General features: G+C 49.3%; 16 protein-coding genes and 1 pseudogene. 10 read left to right on the top strand and 7 right to left on the bottom strand.

All coding sequences use genetic code 11. From position 1 onward, the window contains the following. The first annotated feature begins 96 nt into the window (after nucleotides 1-96). Nucleotides 97-1368, top strand: coding sequence for an MgtC/SapB family protein (locus tag AC6R1A_RS12840; protein ID WP_500632677.1), 1272 nt, complete (start codon nucleotides 97-99; stop codon nucleotides 1366-1368). 62 nt (nucleotides 1369-1430) lie between these two features. Here AC6R1A_RS12840 and pta read toward each other — a convergent pair whose 3' ends face one another. Continuing rightward, nucleotides 1431-3575, bottom strand: coding sequence for a phosphate acetyltransferase (gene pta, locus AC6R1A_RS12835; protein ID WP_487901124.1), 2145 nt, complete (start codon nucleotides 3573-3575; stop codon nucleotides 1431-1433). 157 nt (nucleotides 3576-3732) lie between these two features. Continuing rightward, complete coding sequence (locus AC6R1A_RS12830; RefSeq protein WP_500632676.1) at nucleotides 3733-4929, bottom strand: acetate kinase; 1197 nt, start codon at nucleotides 4927-4929, stop codon at nucleotides 3733-3735. 345 nt (nucleotides 4930-5274) lie between these two features. On the opposite strand from AC6R1A_RS12830, the gene yfbV reads away from it, so the two are divergent. Next, complete coding sequence (gene yfbV / locus AC6R1A_RS12825) at nucleotides 5275-5727, top strand: terminus macrodomain insulation protein YfbV (protein ID WP_500632675.1); 453 nt, start codon at nucleotides 5275-5277, stop codon at nucleotides 5725-5727. Nucleotides 5728-5841: 114 nt separating this feature from the next. Here the strand turns inward: yfbV and ald are convergent, their stop codons facing one another. Further along, nucleotides 5842-6966, bottom strand: a complete 1125-nt coding sequence (ald, locus tag AC6R1A_RS12820; RefSeq protein WP_500630293.1) for an alanine dehydrogenase — start codon at nucleotides 6964-6966, stop codon at nucleotides 5842-5844. A gap of 156 nt (nucleotides 6967-7122) precedes the next feature. Between ald and lrp the strand changes: the two genes are divergently transcribed. Both lrp and AC6R1A_RS12810 read left to right on the top strand, forming a co-directional pair. Beyond that, the gene (gene lrp / locus AC6R1A_RS12815; RefSeq protein ID WP_284190498.1) at nucleotides 7123-7617 is read left to right on the top strand and encodes a leucine-responsive transcriptional regulator Lrp; all 495 of its coding nucleotides are present in this window, start codon (nucleotides 7123-7125) and stop codon (nucleotides 7615-7617) included. Nucleotides 7618-7787: 170 nt separating this feature from the next. Beyond that, on the top strand, nucleotides 7788-10664 hold the full coding sequence (locus tag AC6R1A_RS12810; RefSeq protein WP_500632674.1) for a DNA translocase FtsK: 2877 nt from the start codon (nucleotides 7788-7790) through the stop codon (nucleotides 10662-10664). A 170-nt stretch (nucleotides 10665-10834) separates the two neighbouring features. Here the strand turns inward: AC6R1A_RS12810 and dsbB are convergent, their stop codons facing one another. Both dsbB and nhaB read right to left on the bottom strand, forming a co-directional pair. Further along, nucleotides 10835-11347, bottom strand: coding sequence for a disulfide bond formation protein DsbB (gene dsbB / locus AC6R1A_RS12805; RefSeq protein WP_500632673.1), 513 nt, complete (start codon nucleotides 11345-11347; stop codon nucleotides 10835-10837). A gap of 110 nt (nucleotides 11348-11457) precedes the next feature. Then, nucleotides 11458-13047: a Na(+)/H(+) antiporter NhaB gene (nhaB, locus tag AC6R1A_RS12800; protein WP_500632672.1), complete on the bottom strand. Its 1590-nt coding sequence runs from the start codon at nucleotides 13045-13047 to the stop codon at nucleotides 11458-11460. Nucleotides 13048-13721: 674 nt separating this feature from the next. Here nhaB and fadR point away from each other — a divergent pair. Then, nucleotides 13722-14561 (top strand): fatty acid metabolism transcriptional regulator FadR, encoded by an 840-nt coding sequence (gene fadR / locus AC6R1A_RS12795; protein ID WP_334552516.1) that lies wholly within the window; start codon nucleotides 13722-13724, stop codon nucleotides 14559-14561. 78 nt (nucleotides 14562-14639) lie between these two features. On the opposite strand, the gene AC6R1A_RS12790 is transcribed toward fadR, so the two are convergent. Next, nucleotides 14640-15836: a DUF1887 family protein gene (locus AC6R1A_RS12790; protein ID WP_500630289.1), complete on the bottom strand. Its 1197-nt coding sequence runs from the start codon at nucleotides 15834-15836 to the stop codon at nucleotides 14640-14642. 139 nt (nucleotides 15837-15975) lie between these two features. Beyond that, complete coding sequence (locus AC6R1A_RS12785) at nucleotides 15976-17967, bottom strand: HAMP domain-containing methyl-accepting chemotaxis protein (protein ID WP_500626118.1); 1992 nt, start codon at nucleotides 17965-17967, stop codon at nucleotides 15976-15978. 232 nt (nucleotides 17968-18199) lie between these two features. Between AC6R1A_RS12785 and hinT the strand changes: the two genes are divergently transcribed. The 5 genes and pseudogenes from hinT to AC6R1A_RS12760 all read left to right on the top strand — a co-directional run. Further along, the gene (gene hinT, locus AC6R1A_RS12780; protein ID WP_500626119.1) at nucleotides 18200-18550 is read left to right on the top strand and encodes a purine nucleoside phosphoramidase; all 351 of its coding nucleotides are present in this window, start codon (nucleotides 18200-18202) and stop codon (nucleotides 18548-18550) included. A gap of 204 nt (nucleotides 18551-18754) precedes the next feature. Next, complete coding sequence (locus tag AC6R1A_RS12775; protein WP_500632689.1) at nucleotides 18755-20083, top strand: COG3014 family protein; 1329 nt, start codon at nucleotides 18755-18757, stop codon at nucleotides 20081-20083. Beyond that, entirely contained in the window at nucleotides 20080-20469 is a 390-nt protein-coding gene (locus tag AC6R1A_RS12770) for a YcfL family putative periplasmic lipoprotein (RefSeq protein ID WP_334552512.1), read from the top strand. Before AC6R1A_RS12775 ends, AC6R1A_RS12770 begins: the two co-directional genes overlap by 4 nt. A 36-nt stretch (nucleotides 20470-20505) precedes the next feature. Then, nucleotides 20506-21096 carry a penicillin-binding protein activator LpoB gene (lpoB, locus tag AC6R1A_RS12765; protein WP_334552511.1) on the top strand — a complete coding sequence of 197 codons (591 nt, stop codon included), beginning with the start codon at nucleotides 20506-20508 and terminating at the stop codon, nucleotides 21094-21096. A gap of 21 nt (nucleotides 21097-21117) precedes the next feature. After that, nucleotides 21118-21250: pseudogene (locus tag AC6R1A_RS12760) on the top strand (thiamine kinase); the annotation flags it as partial.

Below are 21250 nucleotides of genomic sequence, written 5' to 3'. Positions count from 1 at the left end.
TCCCCCGCACTTCGCGGGGTTTTTTATGCCCTATCACAGAATTATCTGCGTTAGTTCCTACACTTAACATTGAACAGTTAGCAAGTGGGAGGGCGTATGGAGTTACAACATCTCGTCAGCGATGAGCAGCTCTTTTGGCATCTTTTGATTGCGTTGATGCTTGGGGCGATTGTTGGGACACAGCGTGGCTGGGTGATGCGCAATAATGCGGAAGGCACGCGCGTTGCAGGGATCCGAACCTTCTCTCTCGTAGCGGTACTCGGCGCGCTGGTCGCGATTTTAGCCAAAGTCTATTCCCCTTTGCTGCTGGGTTTTGCTTTTGTCGCCTTGGTGATTCTTGCTTGTGTGGCGTTTGTCGCGCAGCAAAAAAACAGCACCAGCATCAGTATTACCGGTGTGGTCAGCTTGCTGATGACCTTTGTTCTCGGCGCGCTCACGGTCTCGGGGTACGCTGTCTTGGCTGCGTCAGCGGCGGTGATTACGGCAGTGGTGCTTGATAACAAACGCGAACTGCACCAAGCCCTGCAACGTCTACAAGAGTACGAATTGGACGCGGCACTGCGGCTATTGATGATCTCCATCGTCTTATTGCCATTGCTACCAAATCAAACCTTTGGGCCTTGGAATGCGCTCAATCCATATGAAATTTGGTGGATGGTGGTGTTGATCGCAAGCATCTCTTTTGTGGGCTATTTTGCGATCAAAATTGGCGGTACCAAACGGGGTATCTTGTTCACTTCGCTATTTGCTGGATTGAGCTCATCGACGGCGCTGACATTGCAATTTTCTCATCTATCACGGGAACAGCCGCATTTGAGCGGTTTACTCGCTACGGGCATATTAGTCAGTTGTGGCACCATGTTTCCGCGTTTACTGATTGTGCTAAGCGTGATTAACCCCTTACTGGTCGAGCAAATCGCTTACCCAGCGTTAGTGACGATGGCAGCACTCTATCTGCCCGCATGGTGGATTTGGCGCCGCTGTCATATCGAGCCTGTCGAACCCAATAGCAAGCAAAGTAACCCACTTGCGTTGCAATCGGCCTTGCTGTTTGGTTTGGTGCTCGCGGGGATCATTTTACTTTCGCATGCCTTGACTGAGTGGTTTGGTGAGTCGGGTGTGCTGATCCTAGCGGGGATCTCTGGCATGACAGATGTCGATGCAATTTCTCTCGCGCTGGGCAGACAAAGCGTGACCATATTAAGCGTAGAGGTGGCATCGCTGGCGATCTTAATTGCGGCGGCGGTGAATACGTTAGTAAAAATGTCGATGGTGGCCATCATTGGTGGCCGGGCGCTATGGCACAAAGTGGTGCCGGTTATGAGCTGCGCCGTTATGCTCGGCGCCGTTATGTATGGCTTGCAATAATAGGGAAATAAAAAAGCCCTCCAGTAGTCGGAGGGCTTAAAAGAGTCTCGCAAGAGCGGTGACTACTTCTGCTCTTGGTCTGCTTGAATCGCTGTCAGCGCGATGGTGTAGACGATGTCATCAACCAAGGCACCACGAGATAGGTCGTTCACCGGCTTGCGCATACCTTGCAGCATTGGACCGATAGAAACAAGGTCAGCACTACGCTGTACCGCTTTGTACGTCGTGTTACCTGTGTTCAAGTCTGGGAAGACAAATACCGTTGCTTTACCTGCAACAGGCGAGTTCGGAGCTTTAGACGCTGCCACATTCTCCATGATCGCCGCGTCGTACTGTAGCGGACCGTCAATCACTAGATCAGGACGTTTTTCCTTAGCAATGCGTGTTGCTTCACGCACTTTATCGACGTCTGCACCTTTACCAGACTCACCGGTAGAGTAAGAGATCATCGCAACGCGAGGATCAATACCAAAGGCCGCAGCAGAGTCTGCAGATTGAATCGCGATTTCCGCCAATTGTTCCGCCGTTGGATCTGGGTTGATCGCACAGTCGCCGTAAACCAGTACTTGGTCTGGCAGTAGCATGAAGAACACAGACGAAACGATAGACGCATTCGGCGCAGTCTTAATGATTTGGAACGGAGGAACGATGGTGTTCGCCGTAGTGTGAACCGCACCTGAAACTAGGCCATCGACTTCGTTGTTTTCAAGCATCATGGTGCCAAGGAATACGGAGTCTTCAAGCTTCTCACGCGCAACCACTTCAGTCATGCCTTTCGCACCACGAAGCTCAACTAGACGAGCAACGTAGTTTTCACGGATAGCGTCTGAGTCGATGATCTGCACACCAGCGCCAAGCTCAACACCTTGCTGCTCCGCGACGCGGCGGATTTCAGCGGGGTTACCTAGCAACACACACTCAGCAATGCCGCGCTCTGCACAGATGGCAGCCGCTTTCACTGTACGTGGTTCGTCGCCTTCTGGAAGTACGATACGCTTGCCTGCTTTACGGGCCAGTTCAGTCAACTGGTAACGGAACGCGGGTGGACTTAGGCGACGTGATTTTTGCGTGCCTTCAGTCATAGACTCAATCCAGTTACCGTCGATGTGGCCAGCAACGTGTTCATTGATGAACTCGATACGCTCTTTATCATCTGCGGGAACTTCGATGCTGAAGCTTTGCAGGTTCAATGATGTTTGCCACGTGTTACCTTGTGCTTTAAAGATAGGTAGACCAGTGTCAAACGCTGGCTGACAGAGACCTGCGATTTCCTTAGGAATGTCGTAGCCGCCGGTCAGCAAAATAGCACCGATGTCGACGCCGTTCATTGCCGCCAGTGATGCGGCAACGATAACGTCAGGACGGTCTGCTGAAGTCACAAGCAGTGAACCCGGTTTAAAGTGCTCGATCATGTTTGGCAAAGAGCGCGCACAGAAAGTGATGCTCTTAATGCGGCGAGTGTTGATGTCACCAGCGTTAATGATGTCTGCTTTTAGGTGCTCTGCCATGTCGATAGCGCGTGTCGCGATGAGATCGATGCTCCAAGGCACACAACCTAGTACACGGATAGGAGAAGTGTTGAAGATCTCCATCACTTTTAGCTCGCTTTGCTTCGCGCTGTCTGCGTCATCAAAGATCTCAGACAGATCAGGGCGAGTACGACCCGCTTCGTCAACCGGCGCGTTGAGCTTGTTGATGATCACGCCAGAGATGTTTTTGTTCTTAGTGCCACCAAAGTTTGAACACGCAACTTCAATACGCTCTTTCAGTTGCGCAGGGTTATCGGTACCCGGTGTGGCGACAAGCACGATTTCTGCGCCCAATGTGGCCGCGATTTCCGCGTTCACTTGGTTGGCAAATGGGTGCTTACGCGTTGGCACAAGACCTTCGATCAGGGTTACGTCTGCATCTTTGTTGATCTGGTTGTAACGTTCAACGACGGTTTCTAGCAACTCGTCCATGTTGTCGTTACCGATCAAGCTTTCCGCGACAGACATCGGCATTGGCTGGCCGATTTTCACATCGCTGTTACGGCCCACAATCGTCGAGGTGAGATCCGGTTGATCGCCACCGCTACGAGGTTGACAGATTGGCTTGTAGAAAGAAACTTTAACGCCTTTACGCTCCATAGCGCGAAGAACACCCATACTCACGCTGGTCAGACCGACGCCAGCACTGGTAGGGATAAGCATAATAGTACGAGACATTCGTAGAGTACCTTTAGCTATTAGGGGGAGTTAAGCACAGTGACATAAACGATAGAGAGGGAGAATGCCAGTTGTGCCCCTTGGTCATCACAGTTCGCTGTAATTGACCGACTTCAGTTAGAAAACCGGCTAGCACTTGGCTAGCCGGTGAATCTGATTAAAGACCTGCTAGGCGAGCAGTGTCTTCGGCAATGACAAGCTCTTCGTTGGTCGAAATCACCATTGCTGGGATGCGGCTGTCTGCAGTTGTGATGGTGCCTTCACCGCCAAAACGTGCTTTCAGGTTTGCTTCACCATCTACTTCGATACCGAATACGCCTAGACGGTTCAATACCATCTCACGGATTGGGCCAGAGTTTTCACCGATACCGCCAGTAAAGACGATCGCGTCTAGACGGCCTTCCAGTGTCGCAGTATAACCCGCTACGTATTTCGCTAGGCGGTGACAGAATACGTCCATCGCACGCGTTGCTTCTTCTTTTTGACCGTAGTTGTCTTCAACGAAACGACAGTCAGACGTCACTTCAGTTAGACCTTGTAGGCCAGACTCTTTGGTTAGCATGGTGTTGATTTGCTCAACAGAGTAACCTAGTGCGTCGTGTAGGTGGAAGATGATTGCAGGGTCGATATCACCACAGCGTGTACCCATCACCAAACCTTCAAGCGGTGTCAGACCCATGGAGGTGTCTACTGATTTACCGTTCTTGATTGCACACACAGATGCGCCGTTACCTAGGTGACAGTTGATGATGTTCAACTCGTCAGCCGGTTTACCTAGACGCTCAGCTGCTTCGCGAGCGATGAATAGGTGTGATGTGCCGTGCATGCCGTAGCGACGGATACCGTGCTCTTTGTACAGGTTGTATGGCAGTGCGTATAGGTACGCTTCTTCAGGCATAGACTGGTGGAAAGCCGTATCAAATACCGCAGACATTGGTAGGCTAGGGAACGCTTTTTGAGCCGCTTTAATACCAATGATCGCTGCTGGGTTGTGAAGAGGCGCCAACGTTGCACAGTCTTCGATACCTTTCAGTACGTCGTCAGTGATAAGCGCAGATTGCGTGAATTTCTCGCCGCCGTGTACCACACGGTGACCGATCGCTTTCAGTTGCTGTGCAAGTTCTGGCTTAGAAGCAAGAATAGTTTCAACGATGAAAGAAAGAGCTTCATCGTGCGCAGCGCCTTCACCAAGTTGTGCTTCGTGTTTGCCATCTAGCTTCCATTTGATACGCGCTTCTGGAAGATGAAGACATTCAGCAAGACCGGTTAGGTGCTCGTCGCCGTTTGCTGCATCAACAATAGCGAACTTAAGAGAAGAACTACCGCAGTTTAAAACTAAAACTAGCTTTGACATGAGTGACTACCTGTAATAATCAGTTAGGATAAAAATTAATCACAAGAATAGACGATACGAGGTTCGCTGCGTACTAATCTTGGTCAAAAAAACGTCGAATTCCGTATAAAGAGACAGTAACGTCTCCCGAACGTTACCATTGCATCCTTGCAGATAGGTCCCATAGAGTTGCGTAAATTGTAAATAACAGCAACAATGAGATTGTGGGTCCGCGAAGGATAACGATAATAGAGAATAATAACAAAAAATTTTGAAAGAATATTAACTTTTATCAATTTTTTACTTAGAAAGTTTAATTCTTCAACTAAATTTTAATTTGGTCGCCTAAACCAGTGAGAGAGTCGTATGAGTAATAAAGTCGGTTTGATTCATAGCCTACGTGACGGTCAAAAATACATGGAAATCTGGCCGATGCGCAAAGAGCTTAACATGCTGTTTCCAGAGCAACGCATCATTAAGGCGACTCGGTTTGGTGTGAAGGTCATGCCTGCGATTGCAGCCATCAGTGTGCTGACTCAAATGGCGTTCAACAACTATCAGGCTATACCGCAGGCGGTGATCATCGCCTTGTTTGCCATCAGTATGCCCATTCAAGGCATGTGGTGGCTCGGCAATCGTTCGAACACTGTACTTCCTCCTGCGTTGGCTGGCTGGTATCGAGAAATCCATCAGAAAATTGTCGACAGTGGAGGCGCGCTAGAGCCGATGAAATCTCGTCCGCGTTATAAAGAGTTGGCGCGTCTACTTAACCGAGCGTTTAAACAGCTAGATCGTGCGTCATTAGAGCGCTGGTTTTAAGCGTTCTCGGATTGATCCTTACGGCTTGGTCAGAGCCAATTCTTAGAATCAATAGAATAAAGAAAGCGCTTGTGTTTCGGCACAAGCGCTTTTGTTTGTTGTTGCTGTTAAAGCTTAGTTGAACATCGCGATCGCTTGTTCTGGAACGACGTACTCAAGGTCAAAGCTTTCCGCCACTTCTTGGCAAGTTACTTTACCGTGAATAACGTTCAATCCTTCCAGGAAGCCTTTGTCTTCGAGTAGCGCTTGGCGATAGCCTTTATTGGCCAGTTTGACAATGTACGGCAAGGTCGCGTTGTTAAGAGCGAAGGTTGACGTGCGCGCAACCGCACCCGGCATGTTCGCCACACAGTAGTGGACAACGTCATCAACAATGTAGGTCGGATCGGCGTGCGTGGTCGCGTGAGAGGTTTCAAAACAGCCGCCTTGGTCGATAGCAACATCCACTACCGCCGCGCCCGGTTTCATCTTGGCAATGTGCTCTTTAGTGACCAGCTTCGGCGCCGCAGCACCTGGGATCAATACCGCACCGATGACCAAATCCGCTTCGAGTACGTGTTTTTCAATCGCGTCTTTGGTTGAGTAGACGACTTTTGCACGGCCTTGGAACTCTTCGTCCAAGCGGCGCAAAGTGTCGACATTTCGGTCAAGGATAGTCACATCTGCGCGCAGACCAACGGCCATGCGCGCCGCGTTTGCACCGACCACACCACCACCGATGACCACCACTTTTGCAGGCTCCACACCCGGTACGCCGCCTAGCAGAAGACCACGTCCGCCGTGCGATTTTTCCAAGGTTTGCGCACCGGCTTGGATAGACATTCGACCCGCAACCTCAGACATTGGCGCTAATAGTGGCAAGCGACCCATATTATCTGTTACAGTCTCGTAGGCTATACAGACGGCTTTGCTCTTGATTAGCTCTTCAGTTTGTGGAAAATCTGGTGCGAGGTGTAAATAAGTAAATAAAATTTGCCCTTCGCGGAGCATGGCTCGCTCGACAGCTTGAGGTTCTTTAACCTTTACAATCATCTCTGCCTTCGCAAATACGTCGGCAGCAGTAGGAAGAATGGATGCGCCTACAGCGATGTAATCATCGTCTGAAAAACCGATGCCTGCGCCGGCATTGGTTTCAACCAACACTTGGTGGCCTTGTGAGACTAACTCGCGGACGCTGGCTGGGATCATGCCCACACGGTATTCGTGGTTTTTAATTTCCTTTGGTACGCCAATGATCATCCTGACTCCTTATCGATAAATGGTTGTATCAACTGTATTTAGGGTAATTCTGTCGAATTAATGCCTAGTATAGTTAGGATGTAATAAAATTTGATACCGTATATTAAGAAGTTGTAGTATAAATTTTTGCAAGGAAGTAATAAGGTGGAATAAAAAATGGCAGACAACAATAAGAAGCCGTCCAAGGATCTAGACCGTATCGATCGCAATATTCTGAATGAGTTGCAAAAAGATGGTCGAATTTCGAATGTAGAATTGTCTAAACGAGTCGGTCTTTCGCCCACTCCGTGTTTAGAGCGTGTAAGACGCTTAGAGCGTCAGGGATACATCACTGGGTACACAGCGTTGCTCAACCCTCAGTACCTAGACGCGTCTCTATTGGTGTTTGTGGAGATCACGCTAAACCGTGGTGCTCCAGACGTGTTTGAACAGTTTAATGCAGCCGTACAGAAGCTTGACGACATCCAAGAGTGTCATCTTGTTTCTGGTGATTTCGACTATCTTTTGAAAACACGTGTTTCGGATATGAGTGCTTATCGTAAACTGCTAGGGGATACACTACTTCGTCTACCCGGTGTTAATGACACACGTACTTACGTGGTTATGGAAGAAGTGAAACAAACCAATCAATTGGTGATCAAAACTCGTTAATCCCTAAGCCTAGTATGGGAATGACTATTCAGGGCGAAGGCGAGACAAAGTGAGAATCCCTTTCGATATTCTGACTTTTCATAATTGGGTTTTGTAGGCCGATGTGGTTAAATCAATAGTCCGTGCAGCTTGGCTGTTCGGGCTATTTTTTTCAGTATGTTAGAGTGGTTATGTTCCGAGAAACCAAAAACAAAGTCGAAACCATCGTCGACACTGGGGACCATCGTCAAAAGACGCGCCTTTCCGGTTCCGAGCGTTTACAAGAATGCAGCCTAATCGTGGTTTTCCTCGCCGCTATTTTACTGTCTGTTGCTCTGCTGACCTTCAGCGCGGCCGATCCATCATGGTCGCAAACCGCCTGGGGTATGGAGATTGAAAATGCCGGTGGTATTGTCGGGGCTTGGCTCGCGGACACACTGTTTTTTACGTTTGGCTCACTGGCGTACACTATTCCAGTGGTCATCGCACTGACCGCCTGGGTTCTGTTTCGTAAACGAGGCGAAGATGAGCCGCTCGATTTTATGCTTTGGGGCACACGCTTACTCGGCTTAACTATATTGATTCTCACCAGTTGCGGTCTTGCCGACATCAACTTCGACGATATCTGGTACTTTTCATCGGGCGGCGTTATCGGTGATGTGCTGACCAGTCTCGCTCTGCCGACACTCAACGTGCTAGGCACCACGCTAGTGCTGCTGTTTTTGTGGGGCGCGGGTTTTACGCTGTTGACCGGGATTTCTTGGCTAACGATCGTGGATTGGATTGGCGAGCAGGCGATTGGTGCCATCACTTGGGTGATCAATAAGCTGCGCGGTGAGAAGGATCAGGTGTTTGCGCCGACCTTGACCGAACCGGATGCGACGCAATCTGACTCATTAGAGCATAAGTCGCGAGAAGGTATGAACACGTCGCCTGCCATCCAAGCGGATTCAGAGCGTGAGGAGCCAGTCAGCGAGGCAGTATCTCCTCAGTCCGCGACACGTCGCTACAATATTCATATGCCGGACAATAGTGCCACTCAAGCGTCCACCTCTGCGCCAGAGACGCCGCTTTATCACTACGACGAGCAAGAGGATGACGAGCAGAGTAACCTGCGTGTTAAGCAGCTTGGTGCCACTATAGAGGAGCTCGATGCGGCGGCCAATAGTGCCAACGATTACGCCCCTGAACCGATTTTGACTCAAGCGTCCAGCGAGTTGCAGTCGCAAGAGCGCGAGCAAGAGCTTACTCCGCCTTGGCAAGATGAGCCTGTTTTCCACGATCGTGATGATTCGCCACTCCCTGATATTGAAGAGGATGAGCAACCTCGTATCTCCAGTTTTGATGTGGTCGAAGACAACCCTGAGCCAAGCTTTACGCCACAGGAACCCGTCGACGCGTTTATTGATGAACAGGGCGGCTCAACAGATGATGACGAGGGCGACGTCGATGTAGCACAAGACGAAGATGCGGCCGCGCTGCAAAACTTGGTAGCGGAAGCGCAAGCCAAAGTGGTCGCGTCTCAGAACCCGTTTTTGGTTCAGCAAGATCAAAACTTACCGAAACCGACCGAGCCTATGCCAACGCTCGAGCTCTTATACCACCCAGAGAAGCGAGAAAACTTTATTGACCGCGATGCGTTAGAGGAGATAGCTCGTCTGGTGGAATCTAAGTTAGCGGACTATAAAATCACCGCATCGGTGGTGGATATATTCCCAGGACCAGTGATTACTCGTTTTGAATTGGATTTGGCACCAGGGGTGAAAGTAAGCCGCATCTCAAGTTTATCAATGGACTTAGCACGCTCACTCTCAGCGATGGCGGTGCGTGTGGTGGAGGTGATCCCTGGCAAGCCTTATGTTGGCCTTGAACTGCCAAACATGAGCCGCCAGACGGTCTATTTCTCCGACGTGGTCGGCAGCCAAGCGTTTGTTAACGCTAAATCACCGACGACCGTCGTCCTTGGTCAAGATATTGCGGGCGAAGCCGTGGTGGCGGACCTGTCGAAAATGCCTCACGTGTTGGTGGCGGGTACCACAGGCTCAGGTAAATCGGTCGGGGTGAACGTCATGATCTTGAGTATCCTCTATAAAGCGACCCCAGAAGATGTCCGCTTTATCATGATTGACCCGAAAATGCTTGAGCTGTCGGTGTATGAAGGGATTCCTCACTTGTTGTCTGAAGTGGTGACCGACATGAAGGATGCGTCCAATGCATTGCGTTGGTGTGTTGGCGAGATGGAGCGGCGTTACAAGCTGATGTCTGCACTAGGCGTTAGGAACATCAAAGGATTCAACGACAAGCTGAAAATGGCCGCAGATGCGGGCCACCCAATCCACGATCCGCTCTGGCAACCGGGTGACAGTATGGATGAGCATCCACCGCTGCTCGAAAAGCTGCCTTATATCGTAGTGATCGTGGATGAATTTGCCGATCTGATGATGGTGGTCGGGAAGAAAGTCGAAGAGTTGATCGCGCGTTTAGCGCAAAAAGCGCGCGCCGCGGGTATCCACCTCATTTTGGCGACGCAGCGACCTTCAGTAGACGTTATTACCGGTTTGATTAAAGCGAACATTCCTACGCGGGTTGCATTTACCGTTTCAACCAAAACGGACTCTCGAACCATTCTCGATCAAGGTGGTGCAGAGTCACTGCTGGGTATGGGTGATATGTTGTATCTTCCTTCCGGATCGAGTCACACCATTCGCGTCCATGGGGCATTTGCTTCAGATGATGATGTGCATGCGGTGGTCAACAATTGGAAGGCACGCGGCAAGCCAAACTATATTGATGAGATCACCAACGGAGACCAAGGGCCAGAAGCGTTGCTACCGGGCGAGAAACCCGAAGGTGATGAAGAGATGGACCCTCTGTTTGATCAAGTGGTCGAGCACGTAGTGCAATCTCGTCGTGGTTCAGTCTCTGGCGTTCAGCGCCGATTTAAAATCGGTTACAACCGTGCGGCGCGAATTGTCGAGCAGCTTGAGGCTCAAGGTATTGTCAGCGCGCCAGGTCACAACGGCAACCGAGAGGTCTTGGCGCCAGAGCCGGGTCGAGAGATGAACTGATAGCAGGTAATATGCGTTGTTACTTTACATAGGGTCACTTTACATATGGTAACTCTATATATTGTTCCTCGAAACATAGTCAGCGTCGCGCCGGCAAAGACGACTCATAAAAAATGGCTTCCGTTTGGAAGCCATTTTTTTACTCGTGTACTCAGAGTGAGTGATGGGTGTTATTTATCTTTGGCAAATTGAGAGAGAACAATGACACCAAGCGCGAGCAGGTTTGCAGCAAAGATAACCACGAGCCACTGTGGCATGGAGAGCGTCAAAAACTGCCATACGATTTTGCTGCAATCCCCATAAGCTTCAAACATCCAAGGCGCCCATTGATTGAGCGGTGCCCAGTCAGGGAATTGAACAAACAGATCACAGGTGTAGAACGGCGAAGGGTTAAACTGGTAATCCACGTGTTCTAGTGACAGCATGAGTCCTTTATAAGCACTGCCGCCCCACGCTGCGAGCCCTAACCAACGCAATACAGCAACACGTGGATTGATGGCACCAATCAGCGCTGCGCCCGCGACGCCAAGCATGGCGATGCGCTCATAAATACACATCACACACGGCGCCAAGCCCATTCCGTGCTGGAAGAACAGTGCACACAACTCTAGTGCGACAATCAAGCCAAACAGCAGTAGCCAAGCAAATCGTCCCTGAGAAAACTGTTTAATCGAAGAAAGCATAAGTAATGAAATATCCCTAACAAAGAAAAGAAAAAAGCTCTGACTAATCAGAGCTTTTTAGCGTGTAAAAGTTTCTATCGCAATAAAAAATTATTCAAACGTGATGCCGACTAGTGACCTTTGGTCACCGCATGCATGATTTCTGCTGAGTGATGCGTGATCCAGCCTGCTTCATAGAACCACGCGGTCATTGGTTCAAGCAGGAAGACAATACCGGCAAAGCCAACTAAAGCCAGCACTATCGTGTAAGGCAGTGCCATGATAACCATGCGACCGTAGGACAAACGAATCAAAGGTGCCAGCGTTGAGGTCAACAAGAACAAGAAGGCAGCTTGACCGTTCGGGGTGGCAACCGATGGCAAGTTGGTGCCCGTATTGATCGCTACTGCGAGCAGGTCAAACTGGTCACGATTGATCACGCCTTCCATCAACGCCGTACTAACCTCGGTAATGTAGACCGTGCCGACGAATACGTTATCAGACACCATCGAAAGCAGTCCATTGGCGACATAGAAGAGCGCCAATTGGGTGCCTTTGTCTTCGACGTGCAATACCGCATCAATCACTGGCTTGAATAGCTCTTGGTCGATGATGACAGCAACAATTGAGAAGAACACCGTCAAAAGCGCGGTAAAGGGCAGGGCCTCTTCGAAGGCTTTACCTAGCGAGTGCTCTTCAATCACGCCCGTAAACGCAGTAGCCAGAATGATGACAGACAAGCCGATGAGGCCGACTGCCGCGAGGTGGAGCGCAAGGCCGACAATCAGCCATACCGCGATAACACCCTGAACCCAAAGCTTGGCCACATCTTGTTTGGTGCGCTTTTTACGCTCTTCGTTGTCGTAATCAACCAGAATCTGACGCACCGTGTCAGGCAGGCGGGCGCCATAGCCGAAGACTTTCATTTTTTCGACGAGCACACACGTTGCGAGACCACAAATCAACACGGGTAGAGTAACGGGTAACATGCGAACAATGAACTCACCAAACTGCCAGCCAGCCTGATCAGCAATGATCAAGTTTTGCGGCTCACCCACCATGGTCATCACGCCACCGAGTGCCGTACCCACCCCTGCGTGCATGAGCAGCGAACGCAAGAAGGCGCGGTAGTTCTCTAAGTCATCACGTGTAAGATCGTTAAGGTGATCATCTGACGTATGGTCATGGGTCGCGTGACCTCCCTGACCGGAGGCAACTTTGTGGTAGATCGCGTAGAAGCCAACTGCGACACTGATGACAACAGCGATCACCGTTAATGCATCTAAGAAAGCAGATAAGAACGCTGCGGCAAAACAGAACGCCAGCGATAACATGCTTTTAGACTGAATACCGAGCAGAATTTTGGTAAAGATAAACAGCAAAAGCTGCTTCATGAAGTAGATACCTGCGACCATAAAGACCAGCAGTAGCAACACTTCGATATTCGCGACAAGCTCATGCTTGACTTGATCCGCACTGGTCATGCCAATGGCGATGGCTTCAATGGCCAATAAACCACCGGGTTGCAGCGGGTAACACTTCAGTGCCATCGCAAGGGTGAAAATAAACTCTGCGACCAACAACCAGCCTGAGACAAAAGGATCGATGAAAAAGAACACAAGCGGGTTGATGATGAGGAAGGCTATGATGGCAACTTTGTACCAATCCGGTGCCTTACCAAGAAAGTTCTTGATGAAGGCGTTTCCGAGTGACATCGGCATGACATTAATACTCTTTATTGTTGTACTGAATTAACACAGACGTGCCCGAATTCAATGTAAGCGTCGCAGCGGGTCATGCGCAGATGGCTCATGCGCAGATAGTCCAGCCGTGTAACGCCCAATCAACAGCGACTTAGAAAAACAACATCCTGAGTATCAATATGTGGTCTTGCCAAGTCACTCCCTGAGAAAGACAAGCACTCCTTACTTCGGTCGCCACTCTACCGTTGATAACTTGTTAGTCAATGATTAAGTGATATCTGATAAATGTATCAGTCCACTTTTATTCAAAAACGCGATCAAAGTTACGTAACGCTTGCATAATAGTTGTGAAAATCAGCAATTGATGGCAGTTAGCCATTTAGTTGAATTGATAAGCAACAATATGGGATTATATTGCATCAAAATAACAATGTTAGTTTCAAAAATAAAAACTCATATTGTGTGATTAATGCAGTACTCATAAGGCCTCAGAGAAAGTGAGGTTAGGTAAAGTTAAAATTTATTGGTTTTGACAATCCCCACACCACTTAAAACCGCCAAAACAAATTAGAGTTAATGCTCTATATGACATCCATGCCATGTTTACTGGTGGTTTGTTTTCGCTAGGCAAAAACTAGTGGTATGATGAGTTCCATTCGACCCAGATAAATATAAAATTGGAACAGTAATTAATGGTCATCAAGGCAAAGAGTCCCGCAGGATTTGCAGAGAAATACATTATCGAAAGTATTTGGAAAGGGCGCTTCCCTCCGGGTTCGATTCTCCCAGCCGAACGAGAGCTCTCTGAACTCATTGGTGTAACACGTACGACGTTGCGTGAGGTATTACAAAGATTGGCTCGTGATGGTTGGTTAACCATTCAGCATGGTAAGCCGACTAAAGTAAACCAGTTTATGGAAACGTCCGGGTTACACATTCTTGATACATTGATGACGCTCGATGCTGAAAACGCAACCTCTATCGTAGAAGATTTGCTTGCGGCACGTACAAACATCTCACCTATCTTCATGCGCTATGCGTTCAAAGTAAACAAAGAGAGTTCAGAGCGTACCATTCACAATGTGATCGACTCTTGTGAAGCCTTGCTCGCGGCCGACTCTTGGGATGCTTTTATTGCCTCCTCGCCGTATTCAGACAAGATTCTGCAACACGTGAAAGACGATGGTGAAAAAGATGAGCAGAAACGCCAAGCGACGTTGATTGCGAAAACGTTTAATTACTACGATTACATGCTTTTCCAGCGTCTCGCTTTCCACTCAGGTAACCAGATTTACGGCTTGATCTTTAATGGATTGAAGAAGCTTTACGATCGTGTGGGTAGCTACTACTTCTCAAGTGCTCAGGCGCGTGGTTTAGCGCTCAAGTTCTACCGTGATTTGTTGGAGGTATGCGAAACGGGCAACCGCGAACAAATTTTGGTGGTTGTGCGTCATTACGGGATGGAGAGCGCGCAGATCTGGAATCAGATGAAGCAAACCCTACCGACCAATTTTACCGAAGACGACAGCTAATCTCGCTGCCGACCTTAAGTAAGCCAAAAGCCGCGATTGTCATCGCGGCTTTTGTGTCATTGGTATCAAGAACCCTGCTTAACGAGCCGCAGGGCTGTTTGCTCCTGTCTTAAGGTCGAGTCCGTCAATGCCTCCAGCGGCTTGAAACCATGTCGTAAGATGGGTTTTCAAGTCCTTGAGCTCATCAGGGCCGATTAACGCGAGACCCAAATCTTCTGCTCGAGTGATGTCGTTGTAGCGCAGTGGTCTGAAGCTGACGAGCATGGCGCGTGCCTGTAAGCCGCCGAGCAAATCTCTTAACGATTCGAGTTTGTATAAGGTGTCATCGCCATCATCACGCATACCTTTGGTCTTACACTCAATGATATGGAGCTTGTTGTTGACCACGCAGGCGACATCCAGCTCATTGCGCACTTCACGCTCACCGAGCTCACGATACACCTGCACATTAAGTGAGTGATCTTGAATCGTTGGCATGCTGTGTTGAATCTGGCGCACCGTGCTGTGGACTAGGGTTTCCAGCCACTCCCCGTTGGAGAAGCGTCTTGCATCTTCATTGGCAAAGGTAAGCACACCGTTCTCATACGTCGCGATGTCGGCATCCACCAAATCATCGATCAGCATCTTGAGCTCACGATAGCCTTGCTGCTTCTCCGACAGCTCCACACTGAGGATCTGTTCTTTGCGGCATGTCGTGGCGAGATAATTGAGTGTCGCAAGGCCTGGGCCAAGTTCTAAGGCGTTACTCGCCCAACGCTCACCCAACTCATAGAGTTTTTGGTCCAACTGAGGAGGCAACGTTTGTTGGCTAAATTCGCCGCGCGCGCCAAATACCGTAAGGTAATCGTCAATGGTGATCCAATCTTGCAGCTGCGTGTCTTCTACGCCATCAGGGTAGAGCCAGCAGACGCGATCACTGTTGGGCTCAACCACAAAAATTGGCCAATGAAAGGTGCGAAACACTTCGTAAATCGACAGGAGTCGATGACGCAGACCACAACTGGCGTTAAGGCGCACATCTTCACCACTTTGCTTAAGGCGCTCTGCCAGTTCCGCAACGATGTTCTTTATCTCAGAAGGATTAGTAACGTCAGGAATTTCATAGAACTCTGAGTGAATCTCACGCTTAGCCAAGACACGACTCAGTCTGTCGAATAGGGTGCGCTGGGCATTGACGCCAATAAAGACGATGTGGTTACTGATGCTGCGGTTATCTAATAGGGGGGTGACCAAGCGAATCGGGTCTTGGTCGATGATGCCAACATGAACTGTCATAGTTATTCCTCATGTCAGGCCCACAAAAAGGAGAGTAAAAGGGTGAGGCCTAATCACGATATAATGACAATCTGCCGAAAAAACAAGGGCAACCGTTATAATTGGTCGCCCTCTGTCAATAATTTACCGTATCTTTACGTTACAGCTTGAATCGATGCACCAGTTCGCCTTGCTGACCAGCAAGCTGACTTAAGTCATGACTGGTTTGAGCGATTTGCGCCATCGCCTGATAGCTGGTGTCGGCGATAAGGTTAATCTCTTCAATGTTTCTTGCAATGTCTGAGGTGGTTTCACTTTGCTCTGCTGCGGCTTGAGAAATGTGTCCACTCATCTGGCTGATCTCCATGATCAAGCCCTGAATTTCTTCCATTGCACTGTTGGCGTTGGACGCTTGTTCAACCGACAGCTCCATATCGTCCATGCAGCTTTGAATGACTTGGTTGGCTGAAGCAGAACTCGATTGCAAGTTACTGATCATGTTTTCAATTTCGCTGGTGGATTCAGTAGTGCGCTGCGCAAGCACGCGAACCTCGTCCGCCACCACCGCAAAGCCTCGGCCTTGGTCGCCCGCGCGCGCCGCTTCAATCGCCGCGTTGAGCGCAAGTAAGTTGGTTTGCTCAGCAATGTTGCGAATCACATCCAAAATACTGCCAATCTGGCTACTCATGGTTTGCAGATCTTTGACCGCATCAACGGATTCCGTTAGACGTGTCTCAAGCTGATTGATGGTGGTGATGTTAGTGCCCATGATTTGACGACCAGATTCCGACGCCGACTCCACTTGCTCAACCATCTTCTGCGAGCTTTGCGCACTTTGGGCCACTTCCTGAACGGAGTGGGCCATTTCAGTCATCGCGGTGGCGACGTTGGCCGTTTGTTCACGCTGCTGATTAAGCTGCGATTGCGCTTGAGAAGAGGTCTCTTGGTTGGTGCGAGCGGTATTGGTTAAGTTATCCGAGGCATCATTGAGCTTCACCAAGATATTGTGCAGGTTGTCCGCCAACGAGTTGATGTGACCGCTGACGCGGCTGAACTCATTGTTGTAACGGATTTCGATACGGTGTGTCATGTCGCCTTTGGTGAGGTATTCCAAGGTGCTAAGAATACGCGTGAGTGGCTCGCGGACACTGTGGGCGATGTGGTAACCGATGCCCAATGCCAGTGCAATCACGATGGCACCAATCAACAGTGAACGAATCTTGCCTTGATTGTAGACTTGCTCTGCTTCAACCAGTGAGGCATTGAGACCCGCTTGGGCCGCTTCGCTGTAGGTAGCCAGCAGCGCCATGGTCGCATCCACTTGCTCAGTCAGGCTCGCAATGTTGGCGTAGAGCGCGTCTTTTGCCACAAGGTAATTGCTGTGTTGATCAAGGACACCGCCTTTTTGACCGATGTCGAGCGTGAACTGCTTGACCGACTCATCAAAGGCTTTTTTCAACTCAGGCATTTGATTGGATAGGCCGTTGTAGGCGTAGTTCAAGTGCGTTACGGCTTTTTTGTTTTTCGCAACGGCTTCTGCTACGAACGCAGTGTCTGAACTTGCGAGCGCGTCAGAGGTGATCACTTCGGCGTCTTTCAGCTTAATGAAGTAGCTTTTCGCCATCACTTTGACGGAAATGCTGCTTTGGTCATCGACGTACTCTTTCATCCCGACACTTAACTCAGAGTGCAAGCGTTGGAAACGGCGAGAAGATTGTTGTACTTGCGCTTGAGACTCAAACATCGAGCGATAGTTTTCCATCGCTTGCTTGGCTTCTCCGAAGTAACTGCTCTCTTTCTCTTTAAGATCCGCCATGCTGGCGACCAATTCTGGCTTGCTTGCACTGGCCTTTTCAAGGGCAGCTAAGGTTTGATTATATTCAACACGTGCTTGATCGAATTGGCTTTCGATTTGTTCCATGCGCTCAAAGCTCTGAGTGGTCAGAAAATCTTTGAAAAGCTTATCCGCAGAAAGCAGAGAGACACTGGTTTCGTTGGCTTTGGAAACAAGAGGTAGTGAGGTGTTGGAGACACTCTCGAAATTGGATTGGATTTGCTGCATTCCGTTCAACGTCATCATGGTGGATACGATGAACATCACAATGATCAGTGCAAAGCCAGCGTACATTCTTCTTATCACTGAGCCTTTCATAGATCTCTCCCTAACTATGGCAAAAATTCAAACTATAACGCTATAAATAGCAAAAAGAGTTTGATTGTATGGAGAGTGAGACACACATTTTATGACGCACAATACAAAAATGAAAATGTGTATCAATAAAATGCTCACAACATGATGTGAACACTGTTTTTATTGTGATCTCGATTTGCTTGACGCATACTCGATGGCATTGAAAATTCAACGATACCTTCTGGAGAGTTTCATGGCTGAAGAAACCATTTTCAGTAAAATCATTCGTAAAGAGATCCCGGCCGATGTGGTTTATCAAGATGATTTGGTTACCGCGTTTCGTGATATCAACCCTCGCGCGCCGAGCCATATTTTGATCATTCCTAATACTCTTATCCCAACGGTGAACGATGTCACAGAGGCCGATGAAGCGGTCATGGGGCGCCTATTTACTGTGGCTCGCAAGTTGGCCAAAGAAGAGGGGATTGATGAAGAGGGTTACCGCCTGATCGTTAACTGTAACGCGCACGGTGGCCAAGAGGTCTACCACATTCACATGCACTTAGTCGGCGGCCGTCCACTTGGCCCGATGTTGATGGGTTAATCGACGCGATACAGTCATGACACAAAGCGAACTTTTTGCGTCGCTTTGTGTCAGAGAGCAGGTCTCACTGATATTTATGTCGGTGAGATCGGTATCTGAAATTCTGATTTGAGGCTTGGAGTGCGTTTTACGAATCAACTCACCATCCACATTCAACGTTGTGCATTACTCGCCAGTACCCTTGTTATCACGGCGTGTGCCAATATGTCGGCTGGCAATCTGTTTAGTCATTACAGCGCACAAAATGCTGATGTGTACCAAGCGGTGCAGCGAGGGGATTATCAGCGCGCACAAGAAGCGCTGCCTGACTCTGTGGCGGGCGATATTCTCGATAACCTTGAAAAGGGGCGCGTGCACTTTCTCAATCAAACCTACAGCGATAGTAAAGCGGCGTTTGAGTTGAGTGACCAAGCCGTTCGCGCTCAGCAAGATAGAGCCACGGTGTCGGTCAGTGAAACTCTGACTAGCGTTAGTTCACTCGCGGTGAACGACAATCTCAACGAATATCAGCCCGCAGATTATGAGTTGGGCTTTCTTCACCTCTATCTTGGTCTCAATTATCTACAGCAAAACCAACTGGAAGGGGCGTTGATTGAGATGCGACGCGCCAATCAAGTCCAAGAGCGTGCCAAGCAAGAGCGTGAAAAAGAGTTAGCGAAAGCGCAAAGCAATATGCAAGCGCAGGGCTTATCTCCCAATTTAGGCAGCGTGCTGTCGAACTACCCTGATGCCGGAAAAACCTTGGCGGCGGTGCAAAATGCCTATTTGTTGTATCTGTCGGCACTGCTTTATGAAGCAGACAATGACCTCAATGCCGCCTATGTGGACTATCGACGCGCGCTCGCGGTGGCGCCAGACAATCAGCAAATCATAGATGGCACCATGCGCGTTGCGACGCGCCTTAGCATGAAAGAAGACCTGATTAAATTAGAGCAGCGATACGGTAAAGCCAGTTTGTTAGAGAGCGACAAAGCGCGCGTCATCGTGCTCGATGAACAAGGCATAGTGACGGCGTTGCAAGGTTGGAAGCAATCTTTGCCTTTGTATGACAGTCGCAACAATGTGGCCTTCTATACTATCGCTCTGCCATATTACCCGCCTGCTTCGCCAGAGCGATTTACACCGCTTACATTGAATCAAGCGCCGCTCAAGGAATCGCGCTTGACCGATGTCAATGCGATGGCCCAACGTGATTTATCGGAACGTATTACTGCGATGGTGATCCGTCAAGCATTGCGGGTTTGGGCAAAAGATCAATTGCGAAAAGAGGCCACACAAGGCGATGACGTCGGCAATCTCGTATTTAATATTTGGAACACGCTCACCGAGCAACCCGATACCCGCAGTTGGTTAACGTTACCGGGTCATGTTGCGAGCAGCAGTCGTGTGGTCGAGCCCGGAACGCAGATTATTCGGGTGAATAACCAAGACTACCCGTTTGATGTCGCGGCGGGGCGCACCGCACTGGTGTGGATATCTCGTCAGGGAGAGAATGCTACAATATGGCATAAACAACTAGGAAGTATACGATGAAAAAATGGCTTATAGCGGCCCTCGCGGCCACGGCGCTGATCGGATGCGCAGACAACACAGCAGGTCTTAGAATCGATGGAGAGACACACAAAGTGCTCTTTGGCGATAACGTCTTAGCCGGCAATCTAAAAATTGAAGACATCGCCACAACAGAGGTAGAAGGGCATGCACGTGGGGTTGTGCGCATGACCAACCAGTCGAAAGGTGACCTCAATGTACTGTATCGCTTTTATTGGTATGACGACAATGGCTTGGAGGTCAACACTAAGCTTAGCCCTTGGCGTCAATCCATCTTACGCGGGACGGAAACGGTGGCCTTGTCTGAGGTGTCGGTGAACCCGAATGGCAAACATTTCCGTTTACAAATTCGTGAAAATAATCAATAAATTAATGACAATTCAAGGTTTATGAGGAACCAAGAAATGAAGAAAAGTGTAATAGCATTACTTGGCTTGGCTGTGATTCTCGGCGGTTGTTCGAACAAAGTGAGTTATGGTGACGCGCAAGCGGTTGAAACCACCACGATTGATTTTGGTTCCACTGACTTGCAAAAAATTGCCGGTGAAATGGTCGATAGCATGATGATGTCAGGCTCGGTGGCGGCCATCACGCGTGATGCGCGCCCTATTGTTTTTGTTGAGCGCATCAAAAACAAAACCAGTGAGCACATCGATACTGAATCCATTACCGATACCATCAGCACTAAGATGCTCAACTCAGGTAAATTCCGCTTTGTGGATATGGATCGCGTGGAATCGGTGCGTGAACAGTTGAACTTCCAAAACAACGACGAACTCGTTAACCAAAGTACCGCCATCCAGTTCGGTAAAATGGTTGGGGCGCAATACATGTTGTACGGTAACCTATCGAGCATCGCCAAAAATGCCGGTAGTGATAAAGACGTCTACTACAAAATGACCATGCGCCTGATGGATCTGGAAACGGGTTTGATTGAGTGGGCAGACGAGACTGAGATCCGCAAACAAGAGTCAAAAAGCTTTCTAGGTATGTAATGACAAGGGAAGAGGTGATCTATGGCCAGGATGTCTTGGCATGAAGCGTGTCAACTTGATCGCTCTTTGACTGCGCTCAATCCGTTCTTCCCTGAGCCCGCCCAATACGCTCAAACGTTGACAGGCGGGCTGACCAACCGTTGTTGGAAAGTGG

The organism is Vibrio sp. R10-SG3-ISO3, assembly GCF_059834225.1.
This window is presented reverse-complemented; position numbering and strand designations above follow the sequence as displayed.